This window comes from Haemophilus haemolyticus, assembly GCF_001008275.1.
GTDB classification, from domain to species: domain Bacteria; phylum Pseudomonadota; class Gammaproteobacteria; order Enterobacterales; family Pasteurellaceae; genus Haemophilus; species Haemophilus haemolyticus_P.
Map to the genome: position 1 here is coordinate 1 of NZ_LCTH01000005.1, position 18652 is coordinate 18652.

General features: G+C 37.7%; 17 protein-coding genes. 11 read left to right on the forward strand and 6 right to left on the reverse strand.

Features of this window, described 5'->3' with window-relative positions; all coding sequences use genetic code 11:
- From AAX15_RS00450 to recD, 9 genes are all read left to right on the forward strand, one after another.
- Positions 1-1273 (forward strand): solute:sodium symporter family transporter (locus AAX15_RS00450; protein WP_046938605.1); only part of this gene is annotated, 1273 nt, incomplete at its 5' end.
- Positions 1273-2718, forward strand: a complete 1446-nt coding sequence (locus AAX15_RS00455) for a sulfatase-like hydrolase/transferase (protein ID WP_046938606.1) — start codon at positions 1273-1275, stop codon at positions 2716-2718. The genes AAX15_RS00450 and AAX15_RS00455, both read left to right, overlap by 1 nt.
- Positions 2719-2792: 74 nt before the next feature.
- A complete protein-coding gene (locus AAX15_RS00460) occupies positions 2793-3605 on the forward strand; it encodes a D-hexose-6-phosphate mutarotase (protein ID WP_046938607.1) in 813 nt (270 codons plus the stop codon).
- A 150-nt stretch (positions 3606-3755) separates the two neighbouring features.
- Positions 3756-4280 (forward strand): translation initiation factor IF-3, encoded by a 525-nt coding sequence (infC, locus tag AAX15_RS00465; protein ID WP_196296036.1) that lies wholly within the window; start codon positions 3756-3758, stop codon positions 4278-4280.
- A 210-nt stretch (positions 4281-4490) separates the two neighbouring features.
- Positions 4491-4688, forward strand: coding sequence for a 50S ribosomal protein L35 (gene rpmI, locus AAX15_RS00470; protein WP_005596065.1), 198 nt, complete (start codon positions 4491-4493; stop codon positions 4686-4688).
- 65 nt (positions 4689-4753) lie between these two features.
- Positions 4754-5107: a 50S ribosomal protein L20 gene (rplT, locus tag AAX15_RS00475; RefSeq protein ID WP_005596075.1), complete on the forward strand. Its 354-nt coding sequence runs from the start codon at positions 4754-4756 to the stop codon at positions 5105-5107.
- Between the two features lie 335 nt (positions 5108-5442).
- The gene (locus AAX15_RS00480; protein WP_046938609.1) at positions 5443-6102 is read left to right on the forward strand and encodes a tetratricopeptide repeat protein; all 660 of its coding nucleotides are present in this window, start codon (positions 5443-5445) and stop codon (positions 6100-6102) included.
- 94 nt (positions 6103-6196) lie between these two features.
- Entirely contained in the window at positions 6197-9805 is a 3609-nt protein-coding gene (recB, locus tag AAX15_RS00485; RefSeq protein ID WP_046938610.1) for an exodeoxyribonuclease V subunit beta, read from the forward strand.
- The gene (recD, locus tag AAX15_RS00490) at positions 9805-11727 is read left to right on the forward strand and encodes an exodeoxyribonuclease V subunit alpha (protein ID WP_046938611.1); all 1923 of its coding nucleotides are present in this window, start codon (positions 9805-9807) and stop codon (positions 11725-11727) included. Before recB ends, recD begins: the two co-directional genes overlap by 1 nt.
- Before the next feature lie 46 nt (positions 11728-11773).
- On the opposite strand, the gene ybaK is transcribed toward recD, so the two are convergent.
- A complete protein-coding gene (gene ybaK / locus AAX15_RS00495; protein WP_046938612.1) occupies positions 11774-12250 on the reverse strand; it encodes a Cys-tRNA(Pro) deacylase in 477 nt (158 codons plus the stop codon).
- 58 nt (positions 12251-12308) lie between these two features.
- On the opposite strand from ybaK, the gene AAX15_RS00500 reads away from it, so the two are divergent.
- Positions 12309-13262, forward strand: coding sequence for an oxidoreductase (locus AAX15_RS00500; RefSeq protein ID WP_046938613.1), 954 nt, complete (start codon positions 12309-12311; stop codon positions 13260-13262).
- A 19-nt stretch (positions 13263-13281) separates the two neighbouring features.
- Positions 13282-13638 carry a DsrE/DsrF/TusD sulfur relay family protein gene (locus tag AAX15_RS00505; RefSeq protein WP_046938614.1) on the forward strand — a complete coding sequence of 119 codons (357 nt, stop codon included), beginning with the start codon at positions 13282-13284 and terminating at the stop codon, positions 13636-13638.
- A 50-nt stretch (positions 13639-13688) separates the two neighbouring features.
- On the opposite strand, the gene trpA is transcribed toward AAX15_RS00505, so the two are convergent.
- The 5 genes from trpA to uspE all read right to left on the reverse strand — a co-directional run bounded on the left by trpA (position 13689) and on the right by uspE (position 18571).
- Complete coding sequence (gene trpA / locus AAX15_RS00510; RefSeq protein ID WP_046938615.1) at positions 13689-14495, reverse strand: tryptophan synthase subunit alpha; 807 nt, start codon at positions 14493-14495, stop codon at positions 13689-13691.
- Complete coding sequence (gene trpB / locus AAX15_RS00515; RefSeq protein WP_046938616.1) at positions 14495-15691, reverse strand: tryptophan synthase subunit beta; 1197 nt, start codon at positions 15689-15691, stop codon at positions 14495-14497. Before trpB ends, trpA begins: the two co-directional genes overlap by 1 nt.
- A 17-nt stretch (positions 15692-15708) precedes the next feature.
- Positions 15709-16467 carry an SDR family oxidoreductase gene (locus tag AAX15_RS00520; RefSeq protein WP_080950385.1) on the reverse strand — a complete coding sequence of 253 codons (759 nt, stop codon included), beginning with the start codon at positions 16465-16467 and terminating at the stop codon, positions 15709-15711.
- A 139-nt stretch (positions 16468-16606) separates the two neighbouring features.
- On the reverse strand, positions 16607-17443 hold the full coding sequence (locus AAX15_RS00525; protein WP_046938618.1) for a DUF4198 domain-containing protein: 837 nt from the start codon (positions 17441-17443) through the stop codon (positions 16607-16609).
- Positions 17444-17641: 198 nt separating this feature from the next.
- Positions 17642-18571: a universal stress protein UspE gene (gene uspE, locus AAX15_RS00530; RefSeq protein WP_046938619.1), complete on the reverse strand. Its 930-nt coding sequence runs from the start codon at positions 18569-18571 to the stop codon at positions 17642-17644.
- Positions 18572-18652: the final 81 nt, after the last annotated feature.

An 18652-nucleotide genomic window follows, 5' to 3' on the forward strand; every position in this document is an offset into this window, starting at 1 on the left:
ACTTTACACTGGTGCAATCGCCTTCAATAAAATCTTCAATTTAGAAACTGCATTTGGTTTAAGTTATGGGGCAGCTATAACTTACACAGTCATTGCTATTGGTGTTGTAGGCGCTATTTATGCGATTTTTGGTGGTTTGAAAGCGGTGGCGGTATCAGATACGATCAATGCAGTGATTTTAGTCATTGATGCATTGCTTGTCCCATTCTTTGCCTTGATGTATTTAGGCGATGGCAGTTTCTCTGAAGGTTTACACACAATCACAACAACGCACATTGAAAAATGGAATGCGATTGGTAGCGAAACAGATGCCACTCCTTGGCCAACGATTTTCACAGGGATTATGGTTGTTCACTTTTTCTATTGGACAACAAACCAAGCGATCGTACAACGTTGCTTAGGTGCGAAAGATTTACAATCAGGTCAAAAAGGTATTCTGATTGCGGCATTATTCTTATTAACTTTACCGATCATTTTAAACCTTCCTGGTTTATTGAGTTTCCATATTTTAGGTGAAGGCGTAAATCCAATTGATGCGTCTTATCCATTATTAGTAAACAAAGTATTGCCAAATTGGTTACAAGGTTTCTTTATTGCTGCACTATTTGGCGCAATTTTAAGTACCTTTAACTCATTCTTAAATTCAGCAGCAACCATTTACTGTAAAGACTTATTGCCTTCTATCAGCAAAAAAGTGCGGTCAGAAGAAGAATTAATTTCTTACGCGAAAAAAGTTTCTACCATTATGGCGATTGTTACTATGATTTTCGCTCCGTTACTCATGTTTGGTACAGATGGTATTTTCTTAATCACTAAACGTTTCGCAGGATTTGTGAATATTCCAATCGTTGCTTTATTTGCCGTAGGTATGTTTAACAAAACGGTATCTGGTAAAGCTGCACGTATTGCTTTACTTGCTCACGTTATCTTGTACTTCTGCATCGTTTGGGTGTTTAATGTCAAAATCAACTTTGTGTATGTTATGGGCGGATTATTCGTATTTGATGTCGTATTAATGCTCATCTTAGGACAATTTTTACGCCGCGAACCTTACATTGAAAACAAAGAAAACTTAGGTAACGTAGATTTAACTAACTGGAAATACTTGAAAGTAACCAGCGTATCTTTAATCTTAGGTTTACTTGCGCTTTACACTTTCCTTTCACCACTTGGTATGGCATCAGAATCTGGCAATCCATCAATGGTGCTTGGCGTATGGGCAGTGTTACAAATTATCGTGTTATTTGTTGTACGAGATAAAGAGGCTAAATAATGAACATTATTTATATTCTACTGGATCAAATTCGTAAAGATATGTTGGGGCCTTATGGTCACCAAATTGTGAAAACCCCGAATTTAGATCGTTTGGCAAAAGATGGCGTTCGCTTTAATAACGCCTTTACTCCAGCGTCTGTTTGCGGTCCTGCACGCACTTCACTTTTTACTGGATTAATGCCGTCGTCTCACGGCATTATTAAGAATGGGGAAAAAGGCGGTACAGGTGAAATTAGCCAAGAAAAACCGAATATCGGTAAATTAGCTGGCTATAACACTTATGTTGTAGGGAAGTGGCACGTTGGTACTAAATCCGTACCCGAAGATTACGGGATTAAAGGCCATAACTTTGATGGTTATGGCTATCCCGGCAGTGGAGTATATAAAAATTTAGTCTTCAACCAACCGCCAACACATTCTAATCGTTATAAAGAATGGTTAGAAGAAAAGGGGTATGAAATCCCAGAAGTAAGCCGCGCCTACTTTGGTGATAACCCGCATTTACGAGTACAAGAACTTTGCGGTTTACTCTCAGGCACAAAAAATCAAACTATCCCTTATTTCATCATTGATGAAGCGAAAAAATATATTCAAGAATCATTAGATGAAGGCAAGCCATTCTTTGCATGGATAAACTTCTGGGGGCCACACACGCCTTGTATCGTGCCAGAACCTTATTATTCCATGTATCGAAAAGAAGATGTGGTACTTGATAAAAGTTTCTTTAAACCGTTAGAGGGCAAACCAGGTCATTTCCGCACCATTTCAAAAATGTGGGGAATGTGGGAGGCGAGCGAAGATCATTGGAAAGAGGTCATCACAAAATTCTGGGGGTATATCACCTTAATTGATGATGCGATCGGTGAATTATTCGAATACTTAGAAAAAAATGGTCTTTATGACCGTACTTTCTTGGTGGCAACCGCAGATCATGGGGATGCAATGGGTGCTCATCGAATGATTGAAAAAGGTGAATTTATGTTTGATGCCACCTATAACATTCCGATGATTATCAAAGACCCAAATTCAGACCGAGTAAATCAAGAAGATGATAACTTTGTCTATCTTCACGACTTAACTTCGACAGTTTTTGATTTAGCTAATCAAAAAGTACCTGAAAGTTTTGAAGGGCAGAGTATTCTCCCAATTATGCGCCAACACAAAGATAACCAAAGAAAAGGTGTGCTTGGTCAGCTAGCAGGGCATTTTGTGTATTTTGAACAACGCATGTGGCGTCGTAAAGATTACAAACTCGTATTTAATGCGACTGATGTTTGTGAACTTTACAACATCCGTAACGATCCAGAAGAAATGCATAATTTATTCTATGATTCACAATATAACAGCATCAAAAAAGAGATGTTGGAAGAAATGCACGCAGAGATGAAACGTCTGAATGACCCACTGGAAAATTGGGTTTATCGAATTATTGACGAAATTTAACCAAAGTCGTAGATTAAGGGCGTATCTAATACGCCCTTTGTTATCTCTAAACCTTTAAAATTATAGGAATAAATATGAAAACAACATTACTAAAAACACTGACACCAGAACTTCATCTTGTTCAACATAATGATATTCCAGTTCTTCATTTAAAACACGCTGTTGGTACAGCAAAAATTTCCTTACAAGGGGCACAGCTTATAAGTTGGAAACCGCAAAATGCGAAGCAAGATGTATTATGGTTAAGTGAAGTAGAACCATTCGAAAATGGTAATGCTATTCGTGGTGGCGTACCGATTTGTTATCCTTGGTTTGGTGGCGTAAAACAACCTGCACACGGCACAGCTCGTATTCGTTTATGGCAGTTGAGTCATTACGATATTTCAGCGCATAAAGTACGGTTAGAATTTGAGTTGTTTTCTGATTTAAATATTATCGAAGCTAAAATTGTAATGGTGTTCACAGACAAATGTCATTTAACCTTCACACATTATGGCGAAGAACCTGCGCAAGCAGCATTACATACCTATTTCAATATTGGGGATATTAATCAAGTGGAAGTACAAGGTTTACCTGAAAATTGTTTTAATAGCTTAAACCAACAACAAGAAAAGGTTCCGTCACCGCGTCACATTTCTGAAAATATTGATTGCATTTATTCCGCAGAAAAAATGCATAATCAAATCGTAGATAAAAGTTTCAATCGTACAATTGCACTGCATCATCATAATGCAAGCCAATTTGTTCTTTGGAATCCTTGGCATAAAAAGACGAGTGGAATGAGTGAAACTGGCTATCAAACGATGTTGTGCTTAGAAACTGCACGCATTCATCATTTGCTTGAATTTGGCGAAAGTTTAAGCGTAGAAATTTCGCTTAAAGGCTAAATTTTGTTGCATAAGTGGTGTGAATACTATAGAATTCGCGGGATTTTGCTCGTTACTTACGGGCAACAAATTTGAAATCTTTTATTTTTAGCGAAAAGATTTTTACTATTAACCAATAGAAGGAATACGATTATTAAAACCGTAAAAAAAGTGCCGGCAGTAAATCGCCCAAACCGTATCAATGAAGAGATTCGTGTAAAAGAAGTTCGTTTAATTGACCAAGATGGTGAACAAGCAGGGATTGTTTCTATTCAACAAGCCCTAGAAATGGCAGAGCAAGCAGAGCTTGATCTTGTTGAAATTAGCCCAAATGCAGAGCCGCCGGTTTGCCGCATTATGAACTACGGTAAATTCCTTTACGAAAAAAGTAAAACCGCTAAAGAACAAAAGAAAAAACAAAAAGTTGTGCAAGTTAAGGAAATTAAATTCCGTCCAGGCACAGACGAAGGTGACTATCAAGTTAAATTACGCAGTTTAATCCGTTTCTTAGAAGAGGGAGACAAAGCGAAAATTACCGTGCGTTTCCGCGGTCGTGAAATGGCTCACCAAGACATTGGTTTTGATGTGTTAGAGCGCGTAAAAAATGATTTAGCTGAAATTTCTGTCGTTGAATCTGCGCCGGGTAAATTAGAAGGTCGTCAGGCTGTAATGGTGTTAGCACCGAAGAAAAAATAAGAATTTTGCTGAGATTTCTCAGCAAATCTTTTTGTTTAAGTTTGACTTAAATGAAAAGACAACTGCATGTTGGGCACACTACGCAGCCTAACTGCTTTTGAAAAGGCAATTTAATTTGCCTTATGATGGAAATGATCAGTGCTTCCAAGTAACTTTTTAAGTTCGCCTGATTATGTTGTTTTAAACGAAAAATGCGGAGTTATTTTAACAATGCCTAAAATCAAAACAGTACGCGGCGCAGCGAAGCGCTTCAAAAAAACTGCTTCTGGTGGTTTCAAGCGTAAACAATCTCACTTACGTCATATTTTGACTAAAAAAACAACTAAACGTAAACGTCATTTACGTCATAAATCAATGGTTGCGAAAGCAGACCAAGTTTTAGTAGTAGCTTGCTTACCATACGCATAAGCCGTTATTTAAGCAAAACGTACGATTAGTTCATTTTAGAAAAATATTACATAGGAGATTAAATAATGGCTCGTGTAAAACGTGGTGTTATTGCAAGAGCACGCCATAAGAAAGTTCTTAAGGCTGCTAAAGGTTATTATGGTGCACGTTCACGCGTGTATCGCGTTGCTTTCCAAGCGGTGATCAAAGCTGGTCAATACGCATATCGTGACCGTCGTCAACGTAAACGTCAATTCCGTCAATTATGGATTGCACGTATCAACGCTGCAGCGCGTCAAAATGGTTTATCTTACAGCAAATTCATCAACGGCTTGAAAAAAGCATCTGTTGAAATCGACCGTAAGATTCTTGCTGATATCGCTGTATTCGACAAAGTAGCGTTCGCTGCATTAGTCGAAAAAGCAAAATCTGCACTTTAATTTTTTAAAGTTTAGATAAAGAATTAGGACGCTGAAAAGCGTCCTTTTTTCATTATTATGATAGATAAGTCTATCTTTTCTATAAATTCTAAATTGATAATTTCGCTAAATTGTCCTCCTAAAACCAGTGTGTGTTTTTTAGCCTATTTCTATCATTTTAAATGATTAAATATTAATAAGAAAAAGGCACTTTTGTTAGTTATTTAAAGTTTAATTTTTAACCTTTTCGCACCCAGTATACTGGGTGTTGTTATCTCTTTACAGAGATAACAACAAAACATCTTGCTAAACAAAAAAGTTTGGTATTCCAATTAAGGTTAATTAATAGGTATGTTATGAAACTGACAAAAACACTTCTCACTAGCGCATTATTAGCTACTTCTATTTTTTCTGTTCAATCTACGGCTTGGGCAGATACGCTAGAACAACAATTTCAACAATTTCAACAAGGTGTTGAATCCTACAATAAACGTGATTATCAAACAGCCTTTAAACTTTGGTTGCCTTTGGCAGAACAGGGCAATGCACTTGTTCAATTTAATTTGGGTCTGATGTATCAGCTTGGACAAGGTATTAAACAAGATAATGCCGAAGCGGTGAAATGGTATCGAAAATCGGCGGAACAAGACCATGCAAAGGCTCAATTTAATTTGGGTGTGATGTATAACAAGGGCAAAGGCGTCAAACAAGATGATGCTGAAGCGGTAAAATGGTATCGCAAAGCGGCTGAACAGGGCAATGCAGCTGGTCAAGCTAATTTGGGGGCGATGTATTACGACGGAAAGGGCGTAAAACAAGATTATGCTGAAGCGGTGAAATGGTATCGCAAAGCAGCAGAGCAAGGGGATGCAAAGGCTCAACTTTTTTTGGGTATAGAGTATTCCATTGGAGAAGGCGTAAAACGTAACCCTTCAAAAGCTAAAGAATGGTTCAGTAAGGCTTGTGATAACGGTGTTCAAGATGCTTGTGATGCTTTAAGGGAGTTAGAGAAATAGTTTTTAAATTAGGACGCTGAAAAGCGTCCTTTTTTTGCATTTTTAACTTCAAATTTTGTAAAATAATGCCATTAGTTCTCATCTGTTAAAATCTATGGCCGAAACAATCCCACTCAATCCTATCACGTTGCCTTTAAATCAAATTAGCTTAATCGAAGCATCTGCTGGTACAGGGAAAACCTATACTATTGGTTCTTTATATCTCCGACTTTTATTAAAGGCGGGAGAAAATAACTTTTCTCGTCCGTTAAATGTGGAAGAAATTCTGGTGGTAACCTTTACGGAAATGGCGACAGAAGAACTCAAGAAAAAAATTCGTGAGCGTATAACAGATGCGATTGATAAACTCACTGCTTTTGCAGAAACCCAAGATAAATCCGCATTTAAAAATGATGAATTTCTTACCGCACTTTGTGATAATTTGAACATTTTTGAGGCAATTCATCGCTTAAAATTAGCTGAGCAAAATATGGATTTGGCGGCGATTTATACCATTCACGGTTTTTGTCGCCGTATGTTGATGCAATATGCTTTCCATTCTGGCATTCACTTCAATTTAGAATTAATTAAAGATCAATCGGATTTGTTGGTTCGTTTTGCCAATGAATTTTGGAGAGAGAATTTTTATCCATTGCCTTTTGAAATGGCTGATTTTATTGCGAATGAACTAGGCTCACCAGATTACGTATTATCCCTATTAGAATCGAATTTAGGCAAAAATTTAATTGTTGATTTGGAGAATCAGCAGGCATTATCTATTTCTATCACAGAATTTTTACACCAATATCTTGGTAAGTATTTTAAAGATATCAAGGCACTAAAACGCTTTTGGTTAGAAAGTGCGGGTAAAATTTCTGAATTAATTACAGAAGAATTGAATAAAGATTATGCAAAAGGTGAGCCTAAATCCTTAAGCCGTCGAAGTTATAATACATCACGTTTAGCGAAATGGATTGATCAAGTAAACGCCTGGGCAAATGATCCCCGTGATTATGTACTGAATGAAACCTTGATGTCGTATTTCACTCAATCAGCTTTAGGTGAAAAAGGTGAGGAGGGCGCATCCCCCTTTATTGCCCCGATCTTTGCTGAGTTAGAAGAACGTGCAAGTGCTTTAATGTCTCCAGATTTACTTCGTCGAGTTATTCTTTATCATTATCGACAAGGGCTTCAACAAAAACTTTTAGATTATAAACTTAATCATCAAGAAAAATCCTTTGATGATTTATTGCGCTTGTTTTGCGAAGCCTTGCAAGGCCCACAAGGGAATGAATTAGCGGAAATGATTCGTTTCCAATATCCTTTTGCGATGATTGATGAATTTCAGGATACGGATTCACAACAGTACGCTATTTTTTCAAAAATTTATCGTGATAATCCCGAAAAAAATACTGGTTTTATTATGATTGGTGATCCTAAGCAGGCGATTTATCGTTTCCGTGGCGCAGATATTTTTACTTATCTAAAAGCATCGGATGAAGCCCAATCTCGCTTTGAACTCACTAAAAATTATCGTTCAGAGAAGCATTTGGTTGATGGCGTCAATGCGTTGTTTGATTTTCCTCAATCGCCATTTATTTATCAAAATATTAACTTTACTGCTGTTGATTCTCGTGATGATCATCTGCGATTTTATTTAAATGGTAAAGCCGAACCTGCTTATCGTTTTTATCTAACTGAAAGTGACAAAGTGAATAAAACTGAAATGGCAAAAATATGTGCTATTTCTATTCAACATTGGCTAAAAAGTGCGGCAGAAAATCAGGCAGTTTTTCAAAACGAAGATACCTGTAAAACATTGCAACCGGCAAATATTGCTGTTCTTGTAAAAAATCGTTACGAAGCTGCTGATGTTATTCAAGAGTTACAAAAACTTGGTATTGCCTCCGTTTATCTTTCAGATCAAAGTAGTATTTTTGATAGCCATGTGGCAGTGGAATTACTAAGAATTTTAAAAGCTTGCCTAAATGTTGCTGAACGTCCAATTTTGAATGCGATTGCGACCGCACTTTTCGGTTTAAATGCAGCGGATATTCATCAAATTCAGCAAAATGAGGCAGACTGGCAACGTTGGGCAGATAGCTTTGCTCAATACCAACAAACTTGGCAACGCCAAGGAATATTGGTCATGCTCCACCAAATTTTATTGGAACAAGGCATTTCAGAACGCTTATTAAGCCAAGCAACGGGCGAGCGAGATTTAACGGATTTCCTACATTTGGCAGAAATTTTACAACAAGCTGCCACGCTACACGAAAGTGAAGCGGCATTGCTCAGTTGGTTTGAAAAACAAATTCAAGGCGAAGGTCGGCAAGAGGCTCAAATTCGTTTAGAAAGCGAACGCCAGTTGGTAAAAATCGTGAGTATCCATAAATCCAAAGGCTTAGAATACGATTTAGTTTGGCTACCATTTTTAGCTGTACCAAGCAAAATTCCAACGGCTGGTGACATGAATGTTTATTATTCTAAAGAACGAGATGAAACCTTATGGGATATGGAAAATCGTAATTTAAACGCACTTTATGAAGAAACTTTTGCGGAAGAGTTACGTTTACTTTATGTGGCTTTAACCCGTGCCAAATATCAAATGGCATTCGCTTTGCCTGCGCAATTTGATAAAAAATGGAATGCCTTACATTATGTATTAAGCCAAGGTGAAATAGGCAAGGAAATAGCATTATCAGCGCCTAAAGATACCGAGACGTTGTTGCAAACCTTTAAAGAAAAAATGCAAGATAATGTGGAAATCTGTACTAAGCCAAATCTAGAGGCTTTTCCGGCTTTATCAACCAATACAAAAAATGATGAGCTTAAAGCAGCAGAATTTACGGGCAATATTGAGCAAGATTGGCGAATAACCAGTTTTACTTCAATTGAACAAGGTCATCGCCGCCAGTATTATTTCACTGAAAGTGCGGGGAAAAAACACGTAGTTTTTGATGACGCAAAAGATTACGATAGCCAAAATGCTATTGAAATGTCCACCGCACTTTTAAGCGAAAATGAATCAAACATTTTAGATTTACCACGAGGTAAACAAGTCGGGACGGCATTGCATCGCCATTTTGAAAATTGCTATTTTTCTGACTTGGCAAATACAGAAGAAATTGACAAATTAAGACAATCCTTACAGTTAGATGAAACCTTTACAGAACCGCTACAAAATTGGCTACAACAGATTTCACATACGCCACTTTCTAATGAAATAGGAATAGCATTAGCTGATTTGACAAATAAAGATTGCATTAAAGAAATGCCATTTTATCTGGCTATTCGGGAACATTTTGATGTTGAAGCGTTTAATCGCGCGTTGAAAGCCCATCATTATTTGCCAAGCGAGCCACTTCAATTTGAACAAATTCAGGGCATGGTGAGAGGTTCGATTGACTTAGTTTTCCGCCATAATGGGAAATATTATCTTGTTGATTATAAATCTAATTTCTTAGGTTCAACTCTGTCTGATTACAATCAAGAGGCATTGAAAAAAGAAATGTTACACAGTCACTATGATTGGCAATATTTAATTTATACGCTGGCATTACATCGTTATTTGCAAAGCGTTGTGCCTGATTATGATTATGCGCGAGATTTCGGTGGGGTATTTTATCTTTTCTTACGTGGAATGAACGGTGAGCCACAATCTGGCGTATTTTATGATCGTCCAAGCGTTGAATTAATCACAGAATTAGACGGGGTGTTTTAATGTTATCTGTATTACACAAACTTAAAGAGCAGGGCATTCTTTCTCAAGGCGATTATTATTTTGCTAAGTTGATAGCTGATAAACAATGTCATACGGATTATGCGGAACCAGTCAAAAATTTAGCCATATTATTAGCCGCACTTTGTAGCTGGCGTTATACGCAGGGAAATACTTGCAGCCAATTAGATCGCTATTTAGAACATAATTTATTTGGCTTGGCTTATCGTACAACGGAAGAAGATTATTTAGCTGAAATTCGTGAAAAGATTGGTTATTTAGCTGTGGAAGATTGGCAAAATGCGTTGTGCGGGCATATGGCATTTACGCAAGATCCCGTCAATCAAATTGCGCCAATGGCATTTCAATTTGGAACGTTGTATTTCTATCGCGCTTGGCAAGATGAATATCGCATCGCACAATATATAAAAAACACCTTAAAAAAACACCGCACTTTAGCCTTTTCTTATGATGAAATTCGTCAAAAATTAGATAAATATTTTCCTAAAAAACAGGAAAAAACAGATTGGCAAAAAGTGGCAGTGGCGACAGCGATTAAAAGTCCATTTTCGATTATTACAGGCGGCCCAGGAACAGGAAAAACCACCACAGTTACGCGTTTATTGCTCGTTCTACAAGAATTATTTGATTGTAAACTACATATCAAATTAGTTGCGCCGACTGGCAAGGCTGCATCTCGTTTGGAAGAGTCTATTAAAAATGCATTAGGTTTTATGCAAGAAAAAATGAATTTATCCGATTCACTTTTCAATGCGATTCCACAAAAAGCCAGCACTTTGCATAGTTTACTGGGCGTGAATGCCTTTAATGATTACACACGCTATAACAGTCATAACCCTTTGCAGTTAGATGTGTTAGTTGTCGATGAAACATCAATGATTGATTTGCCGATGATGGCAAAACTTATCAATGCATTAAAGCCCGAAACCCGATTAATTTTATTAGGCGATCAGGCGCAATTAGCCTCTGTTGAGGCGGGGGCAGTATTGGGGGAATTGGCACAATTTGTTAATCAACCTTATAGCGATGAACAAGCTGCGTATTTACAAGCGACAACAGGCTACAAAGTAGAAGGTGCTGATTGTTCAAATCTAATACGTGATTGTTTATGCCATCTAATAGAAAGTCGCCGTTTTGATAAAGATTCAGGTATTGGCAAGTTGGCTGGATTTATTCAAAAAGGCAAAGCAGACGATAGCCTTGAGTTATTTGAACATTATCCACAAGAATTGCACTTTAATGCTCTAAATGATGAAAGCAATGCGGTGAATCAAGTAGTGAAAAGTGCGGTGAAAAATTACCGCACTTTCTTAAAAATGTTGGGCGATTTACGTAAACAAAAAATTGATCTTAACACTAAAAATGAACAAGGCATTTCCTATGCCGAGGCTATTCAAGCACAATTTAATTCTGTGAGATTTTTAACCGCACTTCGTAATAACAATTTAGGTGTTGAAAATCTCAATAAAGAAATTGCGTTAGCGTTGCGAGAGGAAAAATTGCTTTGGTTCCGTAATGAACAAGATTGGTATATCGGCAAGCCAATTATGATTACTGAAAACGATCATAATATTCGCCTTTATAACGGCGATATTGGACTGTGCTTGGCAAATGGCAAAGTATGGTTTGGCAATCGAGAAGTGCTGACAAGCCGAATTCCAGCACATGAGCCCGCTTTTATGATGACGATTCATAAATCTCAAGGTTCCGAATTTGAACATACCGTCATGGTGCTTCCAACAGAAGTGAATCCAGTTCTCTCGAGAGAATTAGTTTTCACGGGGGTTACTCGTGCGAAAAAAGAACTTACTGTATTTGCTGATGAAAAAATATGGAAAACAGCAATTCGTCAGACAGTGAGACGCCAGAGTGGATTGGGGAAATTATTGGAAGAGATGAATTAGTCAAAAAGGCGGAATGAATCCGCCTTTAAATTTATAAATCCATCAATTATTCATCAACAATATCAGTAAATTCTGCGCCTAATACTTTTGCTAAATCTTGTGGCGCAATTTCTACACTTAGCCCACGTTTTCCGCCTGAAACATAAATCGTTTCAAACTCAAGTGCGGTTGAATTTATCACGGTTTTAACGCGTTTCTTTTGACCCAGCGGGCTAATTCCCCCCACAAGATAGCCTGAACTTTTTTGCGCCGCATCTTTATCTGCCATTTCCACTTTTTTAACACCGATAGATTTTGCCGCTTTCTTTAAATTCAGCATATTGGCCGTTGCAAGAACAAAGCAAGCGAGTTTTTTCTGATCGCCATTTTCCGCCACAAGTAAGGTTTTAAAAGAGCGGTTAGGATCAATACCTAATTTTTCTGCGGCTTCATCACCAAAATGTTGGTTGTTCGGATCATGATCATAAGTATGCAAGATAAAAGGAATTTTTTGTTTTTTAAGTAAATCAATTGCAGGTGTCATTATTTCGTTCCTGGTTTTGGTGTAAAATAATGCCGATTATTTTACAGCGGAGAGAAAAATGGACGCAACCTTAAATATTGCGATAGCAGCAGAATTTGAATTAAGTGAAAAAATTGTAGAGCGTTTAGAACAAAGTGCGCTTGAAATTAGTAAAGTTTCTATTGTTGAAATAACACCTTTTGAAGAAGAACAAAATATTCGTTTTCGCAATAAAGGCGTTGAACAACTTTCTCCAAATGAAGTTGAGTGGGCTGATTTTAATTATGTCTTTTTTGCTGGAAAACTTGAGCAAGTTGCCCATATTGCGCAAGCAGCAGAGCAGGGCTGTATTGTCATTGATATGTTAGGCGTTTGTAGTGCGCTTTCGGATGTGCCCGTTGTTGTACCAACCATAAATGAATCACAACTATTTGAGCTGAGACAGCGTAACATTGTTAGCTTACCTGATCCACAAGTAAGCCAACTTGCTTTAACGCTTGCCCCGATTTTACATGAGACTAATCTTAAACAAGTGTTTGTCAGCTCTTTATTGCCGGCGTCTTATACAGATGCGGAAACTGTGACTAAACTTGCGGGACAAACAGCCCGTTTATTAAATGGTATTCCATTGGATGAAGAAGAAACTCGCTTAGCATTTGATGTCTATCCGCATCAAACACCTAATTTATCGAATCAATTACAACGAATTTTTCCGCAATTAGATCGTGCTACATTCCATGCAATCCAAGTGCCTGTATTTTATGGATTGGCGCAAAAAGTCACCGCACTTTCAGATTATGATTTCGACTATCAGCCTCAAAATAGCGAGCTTATCGCTTTAGAAGAAACCTTAATTACGCCTGTGCTTAATGGAGAACAAGAAAATGGCGAAGAATCAGTAAAACTTCATTTAAGTCAAATAAGTGCGGTAGAAAATGGCGTAGAATTTTGGTCTGTGGCAGATGAACAACGATTTAATCTCGCCTTACTTTCAGTGAAATTATTGGAAAGTATTTATCATCAAGGTTATTAATGAAATTAAGGAGAATAGTATGCAAAATATTCTATTTATTATCCACTCATCCCCTTATGGTGACGAGCATTTTTTTAGTGCATTACGTTTGGCGTTACAGTTACAAGAGCAGCATAAAAGTGCGGTTAATTTAAAAGTATTTTTAATGTCTGATTCGGTAACTGGTGGTTTAGCAAAACAAAATCCAGCAGAAGGGTATCATTTACAACAAATGTTGGAAATTTTAACGGCACAAGGGGCGACAATTAAACTTTGTAAAACCTGTACAAATGCTAGAGGTATCACTGAATTACCGTTGGCGGATGGTGTGGAAATCGGCACGTTAGCAGAGCTGGCCGATTGGACAATGGAAGCCGATAAAGTATTAAATTTTTAATTTTTTCGATAGATAAAGGAAACCCGCCACAAGTGCGGGTTCTTTTTTGCTTATTTTGTTGCAGCTTTCATCGTTTGAACAAATTCAGCTAATTCAGCTAAACATTGCTCGTGATTATCTAAATTTCGCTCAATAATTTTCACCGTTGCCGAACCTGAAATCGCGCCTACAGCCCCCAAAGACAACGCTTCTCTAACTTGCTCTGGTTGAGCAATGCCAAAGCCTTGTAAAATTGGCGGGGCATTATGCGCCTTAAGCTGTTCTACAAGGGTATCTAAATTTGCTGCGTGAGCTTGATTTTCCGCACTGGTTACGCCTGCGCGTGAGACTAAATAGGTATATCCTTCGCTATTTTGTGCTACACTGTGGATCGTTTTCTCGTCCGCATTTGGCGGGCAAATAAAGACGGGTTGAATACCGTATTTTTTAGCCGCTTGTACATAATCTTCTTTTGCGAGTAACGGAATATCTGCTACAAGCACAGCATCAACACCGACGTCTGCACAGCGTTGATAAAAATCGTCTAGGCCTTTGGCAAAAATTAAATTGGCACAAAGTAATAAGCTAATCGGAATCTCTGGATATTTTGACCGCACTTTTTCTAATAACTTAAAGCTATCCTCAGTACTATGGCCTGCAGTTAAAGCGCGATTATTTGCTGCTTGAATAACCGGGCCATCGAGTAGCGGATCGGAAAAAGGAAAACCAAGCTCTAAAGCATCTGCACCGTTATCCACAAGCGTACAAATAATATCAAAAGAGCGGTCAAAAGTAGGGTCACATAAGGTGACGAAAGGAACAAATGCCCCTTCATTTTTTGCTTTAAGCGCAGCAAATTGAGTTTCAAAACGGCTCATTATTTCATTCCTTTTTCTGTCAAAATTTTATCTACGGTGAAAATATCTTTATCGCCACGGCCAGATAGATTCACGACTAAAATTTGTTCTTTGTTAGGTTCTTGATGAATCATTTTTAAGGCTTGAGCAAGTGCGTGTGAGCTTTCTAATGCTGGAATAATGCCTTCATGTTTAGCTAGCTCTTGGAAAGCATTCAATGCTTCATCATCGGTAATACTTGGATATTCTGCTCGTCCAATGCTTTGTAAATAAGCATGTTGAGGCCCAACAGAAGGGAAGTCTAATCCAGCTGAAACAGAGTAGGATTCTTCTACTTGACCATCTTCCGTTTGCATTAAAGGGGATTTCATCCCGAAATAAATGCCCACTTTTGCATGGCCTAATGGTGCGCCATGTTCACCGCTTTCAATGCCTTTCCCCGCAGGCTCAACGCCAATCAAACGCACATTGGGTTCATCAATAAAATCAGTAAACATGCCAATTGCATTCGAACCACCGCCAACAGCAGCAATTACCGCATCAGGTAAACGACCTTCTCGTTCTAGAATTTGACGTTTAGTCTCAATTCCAATCATTTTTTGAAATTCTCTCACAATCGTCGGGAAGGGGTGAGGGCCTGCAGCAGTTCCAAGTAAATAATGGGTAGCTTCATAGTTTGCTGACCAATCACGCATAGCCTCACAACAAGCGTCTTTTAAAGAACAAGAGCCTTTTTGTACAGGAATTACTTCCGCACCCATTAAACGCATACGAAATACATTCGGCGATTGACGCTCAACATCTTTTGCCCCCATATAAATACGGCATGGCATATCTAGCATGGCACAAGCAAGGGCTGTCGCAACACCATGCTGCCCAGCTCCTGTTTCAGCAATAATACGTGTTTTACCCATACGTTTAGCCAATAAAATTTGCCCTAATACTTGGTTAGTTTTATGGGCACCACCATGTAATAAATCTTCACGTTTAAGATAGATTTTTGCTTTAGTGCCTTTTGTTAGGTTGCGACAAAGAGTAAGTGCGGTCGGTCTGCCTGCATAATTTTTAAGTAAATCTTGAAATTCACGTTGGAATTCAGGATCGTCTTTCGCTTCGACAAAGGCTTTTTCAAGCTGTTTAAGCACTGGCACGAGTATTTCTGGTACATACATACCACCAAACTCACCAAAATAGGGATTTAAAAGAGTTTCTGACATTGTGTTTCCTTGTTGTTTTAATTTGAATTTCTTGCCACATTCAGTGGTGCAAAAGTTTGTGCTGTTGGCATCACTTCAATGCGATTAATATTAACGTGTTCTGGTTGCTGATTGAGCCATAAAACCATATTCGCAATATCTTGTGGCGTAACGTATTGCACATTTTCATAGAGTTTTTCTGCTCGTTCATTATCACCTTTAAAACGCACATTAGAAAATTCTGTACCACCACAAAGCCCTGGTTCTACACTGGTAACACGGATATTTTTACCCCCCAAATCTGCACGTAAATTTAAGCTGAACTGTGTCACAAAAGCCTTTGTACCACCATATACGTTACCGCCTGGGTAAGGGTATGTGCCTGCAATTGAACTTAAATTAATAATATGACCCGTATTTCTTTCAACCATTTGAGGTAAAACAAATCGAGTAATATTCACCAATCCTTTAATATTGGTATCAATCATTTGTTCCCAATCATCAAGATTCGCTTTATCGGCAGATTCTAAGCCAAGAGCTAATCCTGCGTTATTAACCAGTAAATCAATATTTTTCCATTGTGTAGGTAAAGATTTAATTGCTTCTTGAGTGGCTAGTCGATCAGATATATCGAAAGCAAGAGGCAGAAATTTTTCACCAAATTCAGCTTTAAGTGAAGTTAATCGTTCGGTACGGCGACCAGTACCAATTACAAAATATCCTGCTTGAATAAGCGTTCTACAGATTTCAGTACCAAATCCTGCGGTAGCACCAGTAATAAGGGCAATTTTAGACATCATTCTCTCCTTTTTATTTACGATATTTTTATACTACTACACTAGTACAAAAAAATATAGGAGTTTATGAAGAAATTTGAAGAAAAAGAATGGAAAATAAAAGCAAAAAGTGCGGTGAAATTCCACCGCACTTTCAAAATTAATGATGATGGTGTTCTGGTTTTGGTGGGAGTTTAGCTAATCCTTTACCAACTGGTAAAATTAATGTGCTATAGCTTGCAGATTGCTGACAAATTTGTTGATCTGCAAATGGTGTTTTATGAATAACTTTAATTTTCCAAATACCATCAATTAATGGAATGATATTTACACGTCCTTGACTATCTGTTTTACCTGAAAAACCTTGTGGTTCACGATGGCTTGTGCCTGCTTCAAGATCTTTCACTACAATAGTATCTGCTGTTGCAATTACAGTTTCACCTGCTAATGGCTGATCTTGGTAGAAAATTTGAACAGGGAACGGTTCGCCTGATTTCACTTTGCTTGGATCTCGCAAAGGAACAATTTCAAGTGGTAAACCAACTCTTGTCATTGCCATTTCTGCATTTAATGGTTTTTTACCAACTGTAACAAGACTTTTACCAAACATTTGAGTTTGTTCGCAATAAGTTGGATTTTCTAATCCTTTCAAATTATCCATTTTCCAACCTTCAGCATTTTGTGACCAAAATGTTGGTTTATAAGTCGCTGTCACCCAATAAGAGCCATCAGACAATGCTTTCTCTGATTGATATTGATAGTTTTCACCTTTTTGAACTAAGGTTTGTTTTTCACCATCTTGACGAATAATTTCCATTGGCGCAAAAATTTTTAAACGCGCTTCAGGGATTTTTTCTATATAAGGGTAGTCCCCATAAGCTAATTCTGCTTTTAATACAGAACCAGATGCCAATTTTGTAGGCGCTTGAACCCAAACTTCATGAGCTTGCGCTGCACCAGCTAAAACCAATAAACTAGCAATTAATGTTTTTTTCATACCTTTCCTTAATAAAAAATAGAGGTGAGCATTTATAAAATGAACGAGAATATTAAATGAAAATAACTATCATTTAAATGGTAATTTAGAGAAAATTTAATATTTGTGATTCAGATCACAAAACATCTATATAAAGCATATAAAAAAATTCCCTAAATACTTAGTACTTAGGGAATGTCTAAATGTAGATAGCTGTTATTAATCGTCTTTTTTAGATGGCTTAATACCTAATAAATTACAACTTAATTTGCTAATTACATGCTCCGCAGTATTACCCAATAATGCAGCAGATAAACCTGTACGGCCGACTGTACCTAAAATTACTAACTCTGCTTCAATTTCTTTTGCGACTTCAGGAATCACTTCTTCTGGGAAACCTTCACGCACATGAGTATGGTCTTCACTAATCCCAAATTTCTGACGCAATGCTTTCATATTAATGAGATGTTGGCCACGAATACCGTTTTCATAGCCTGAAGTATTAAATTCTGGTAAATCAATCACCATATTGATTGGTGCAGAAGGGTAGGCTGCAACTAAGTGAACATTGCCACGATTTAAATTTTCAGCGAGTGATATGCCTGTTTCCACTAATTCTTGATTAAATTCATCTTGATAGTCTTGCTCACCAGAAACATTTACCGCAACAAGAATACGGCGCTGATGTTTCCAATCGCCATCGCGAACCATCAAAACAGGAACAGGGCATTTACGAAGAAGCTGCCAATCCACTGGTGTGAAAATAAGTGAGGTAAAACTTTCTTCATCTTTAGTATATTTCACCACAAGATCATAACTATTGCCTTCGACTTCTTCTTTAATCGCCTCAGCCTCGTTGCTATTCCAAACAATGTGAGATTGCAATTCAATTTCCGGATCTGCATATTTATCTAAGTAATATTGAACCGCATGGCGGTGTTTTTCGATTACTTGTTGATGCATTTCTGAACGTTCTTCAGAAGAAAGTAAAGCCGACATTTCATAAGATAAGTCATATACAGATAAAAGTGCGGTGATTTTTACCTTAGTTTCATTTTTTTGTTCTTTTACCAAACGCACGGCACGCGCAAAGGCATATTGTTTTTCATTTTCAGGATTGAGAACAACCAGGATATTTTTAAATTTCATAACAACCTCCAAAATTCACCATAGAATAAGAAAGAATCTTTTGAATGGCAAGGTTCGATTTTCAAAAAGGTGATCTAGTGC

Bases quoted from the DNA above. Each gene is read 5' to 3' on its own strand.
- rplT (WP_005596075.1), top strand. From the start codon at position 4,754: ATGGCTCGTGTAAAACGTGGTGTTATTGCAAGAGCACGCCATAAGAAA.
- AAX15_RS00520 (WP_080950385.1), bottom strand. From the start codon at position 16,467: ATGTCTAAAATTGCCCTTATTACTGGTGCTACCGCAGGATTTGGTACT.
- AAX15_RS00455 (WP_046938606.1), top strand. From the start codon at position 1,273: ATGAACATTATTTATATTCTACTGGATCAAATTCGTAAAGATATGTTG.
- AAX15_RS00480 (WP_046938609.1), top strand. From the start codon at position 5,443: ATGAAACTGACAAAAACACTTCTCACTAGCGCATTATTAGCTACTTCT.
- AAX15_RS00460 (WP_046938607.1), top strand. From the start codon at position 2,793: ATGAAAACAACATTACTAAAAACACTGACACCAGAACTTCATCTTGTT.
- AAX15_RS00525 (WP_046938618.1), bottom strand. From the start codon at position 17,443: ATGAAAAAAACATTAATTGCTAGTTTATTGGTTTTAGCTGGTGCAGCG.
- trpB (WP_046938616.1), bottom strand. From the start codon at position 15,691: ATGTCAGAAACTCTTTTAAATCCCTATTTTGGTGAGTTTGGTGGTATG.
- trpA (WP_046938615.1), bottom strand. From the start codon at position 14,495: ATGAGCCGTTTTGAAACTCAATTTGCTGCGCTTAAAGCAAAAAATGAA.
- AAX15_RS00500 (WP_046938613.1), top strand. From the start codon at position 12,309: ATGGACGCAACCTTAAATATTGCGATAGCAGCAGAATTTGAATTAAGT.
- recD (WP_046938611.1), top strand. From the start codon at position 9,805: ATGTTATCTGTATTACACAAACTTAAAGAGCAGGGCATTCTTTCTCAA.
- ybaK (WP_046938612.1), bottom strand. From the start codon at position 12,250: ATGACACCTGCAATTGATTTACTTAAAAAACAAAAAATTCCTTTTATC.
- recB (WP_046938610.1), top strand. From the start codon at position 6,197: ATGGCCGAAACAATCCCACTCAATCCTATCACGTTGCCTTTAAATCAA.
- uspE (WP_046938619.1), bottom strand. From the start codon at position 18,571: ATGAAATTTAAAAATATCCTGGTTGTTCTCAATCCTGAAAATGAAAAA.
- rpmI (WP_005596065.1), top strand. From the start codon at position 4,491: ATGCCTAAAATCAAAACAGTACGCGGCGCAGCGAAGCGCTTCAAAAAA.
- AAX15_RS00505 (WP_046938614.1), top strand. From the start codon at position 13,282: ATGCAAAATATTCTATTTATTATCCACTCATCCCCTTATGGTGACGAG.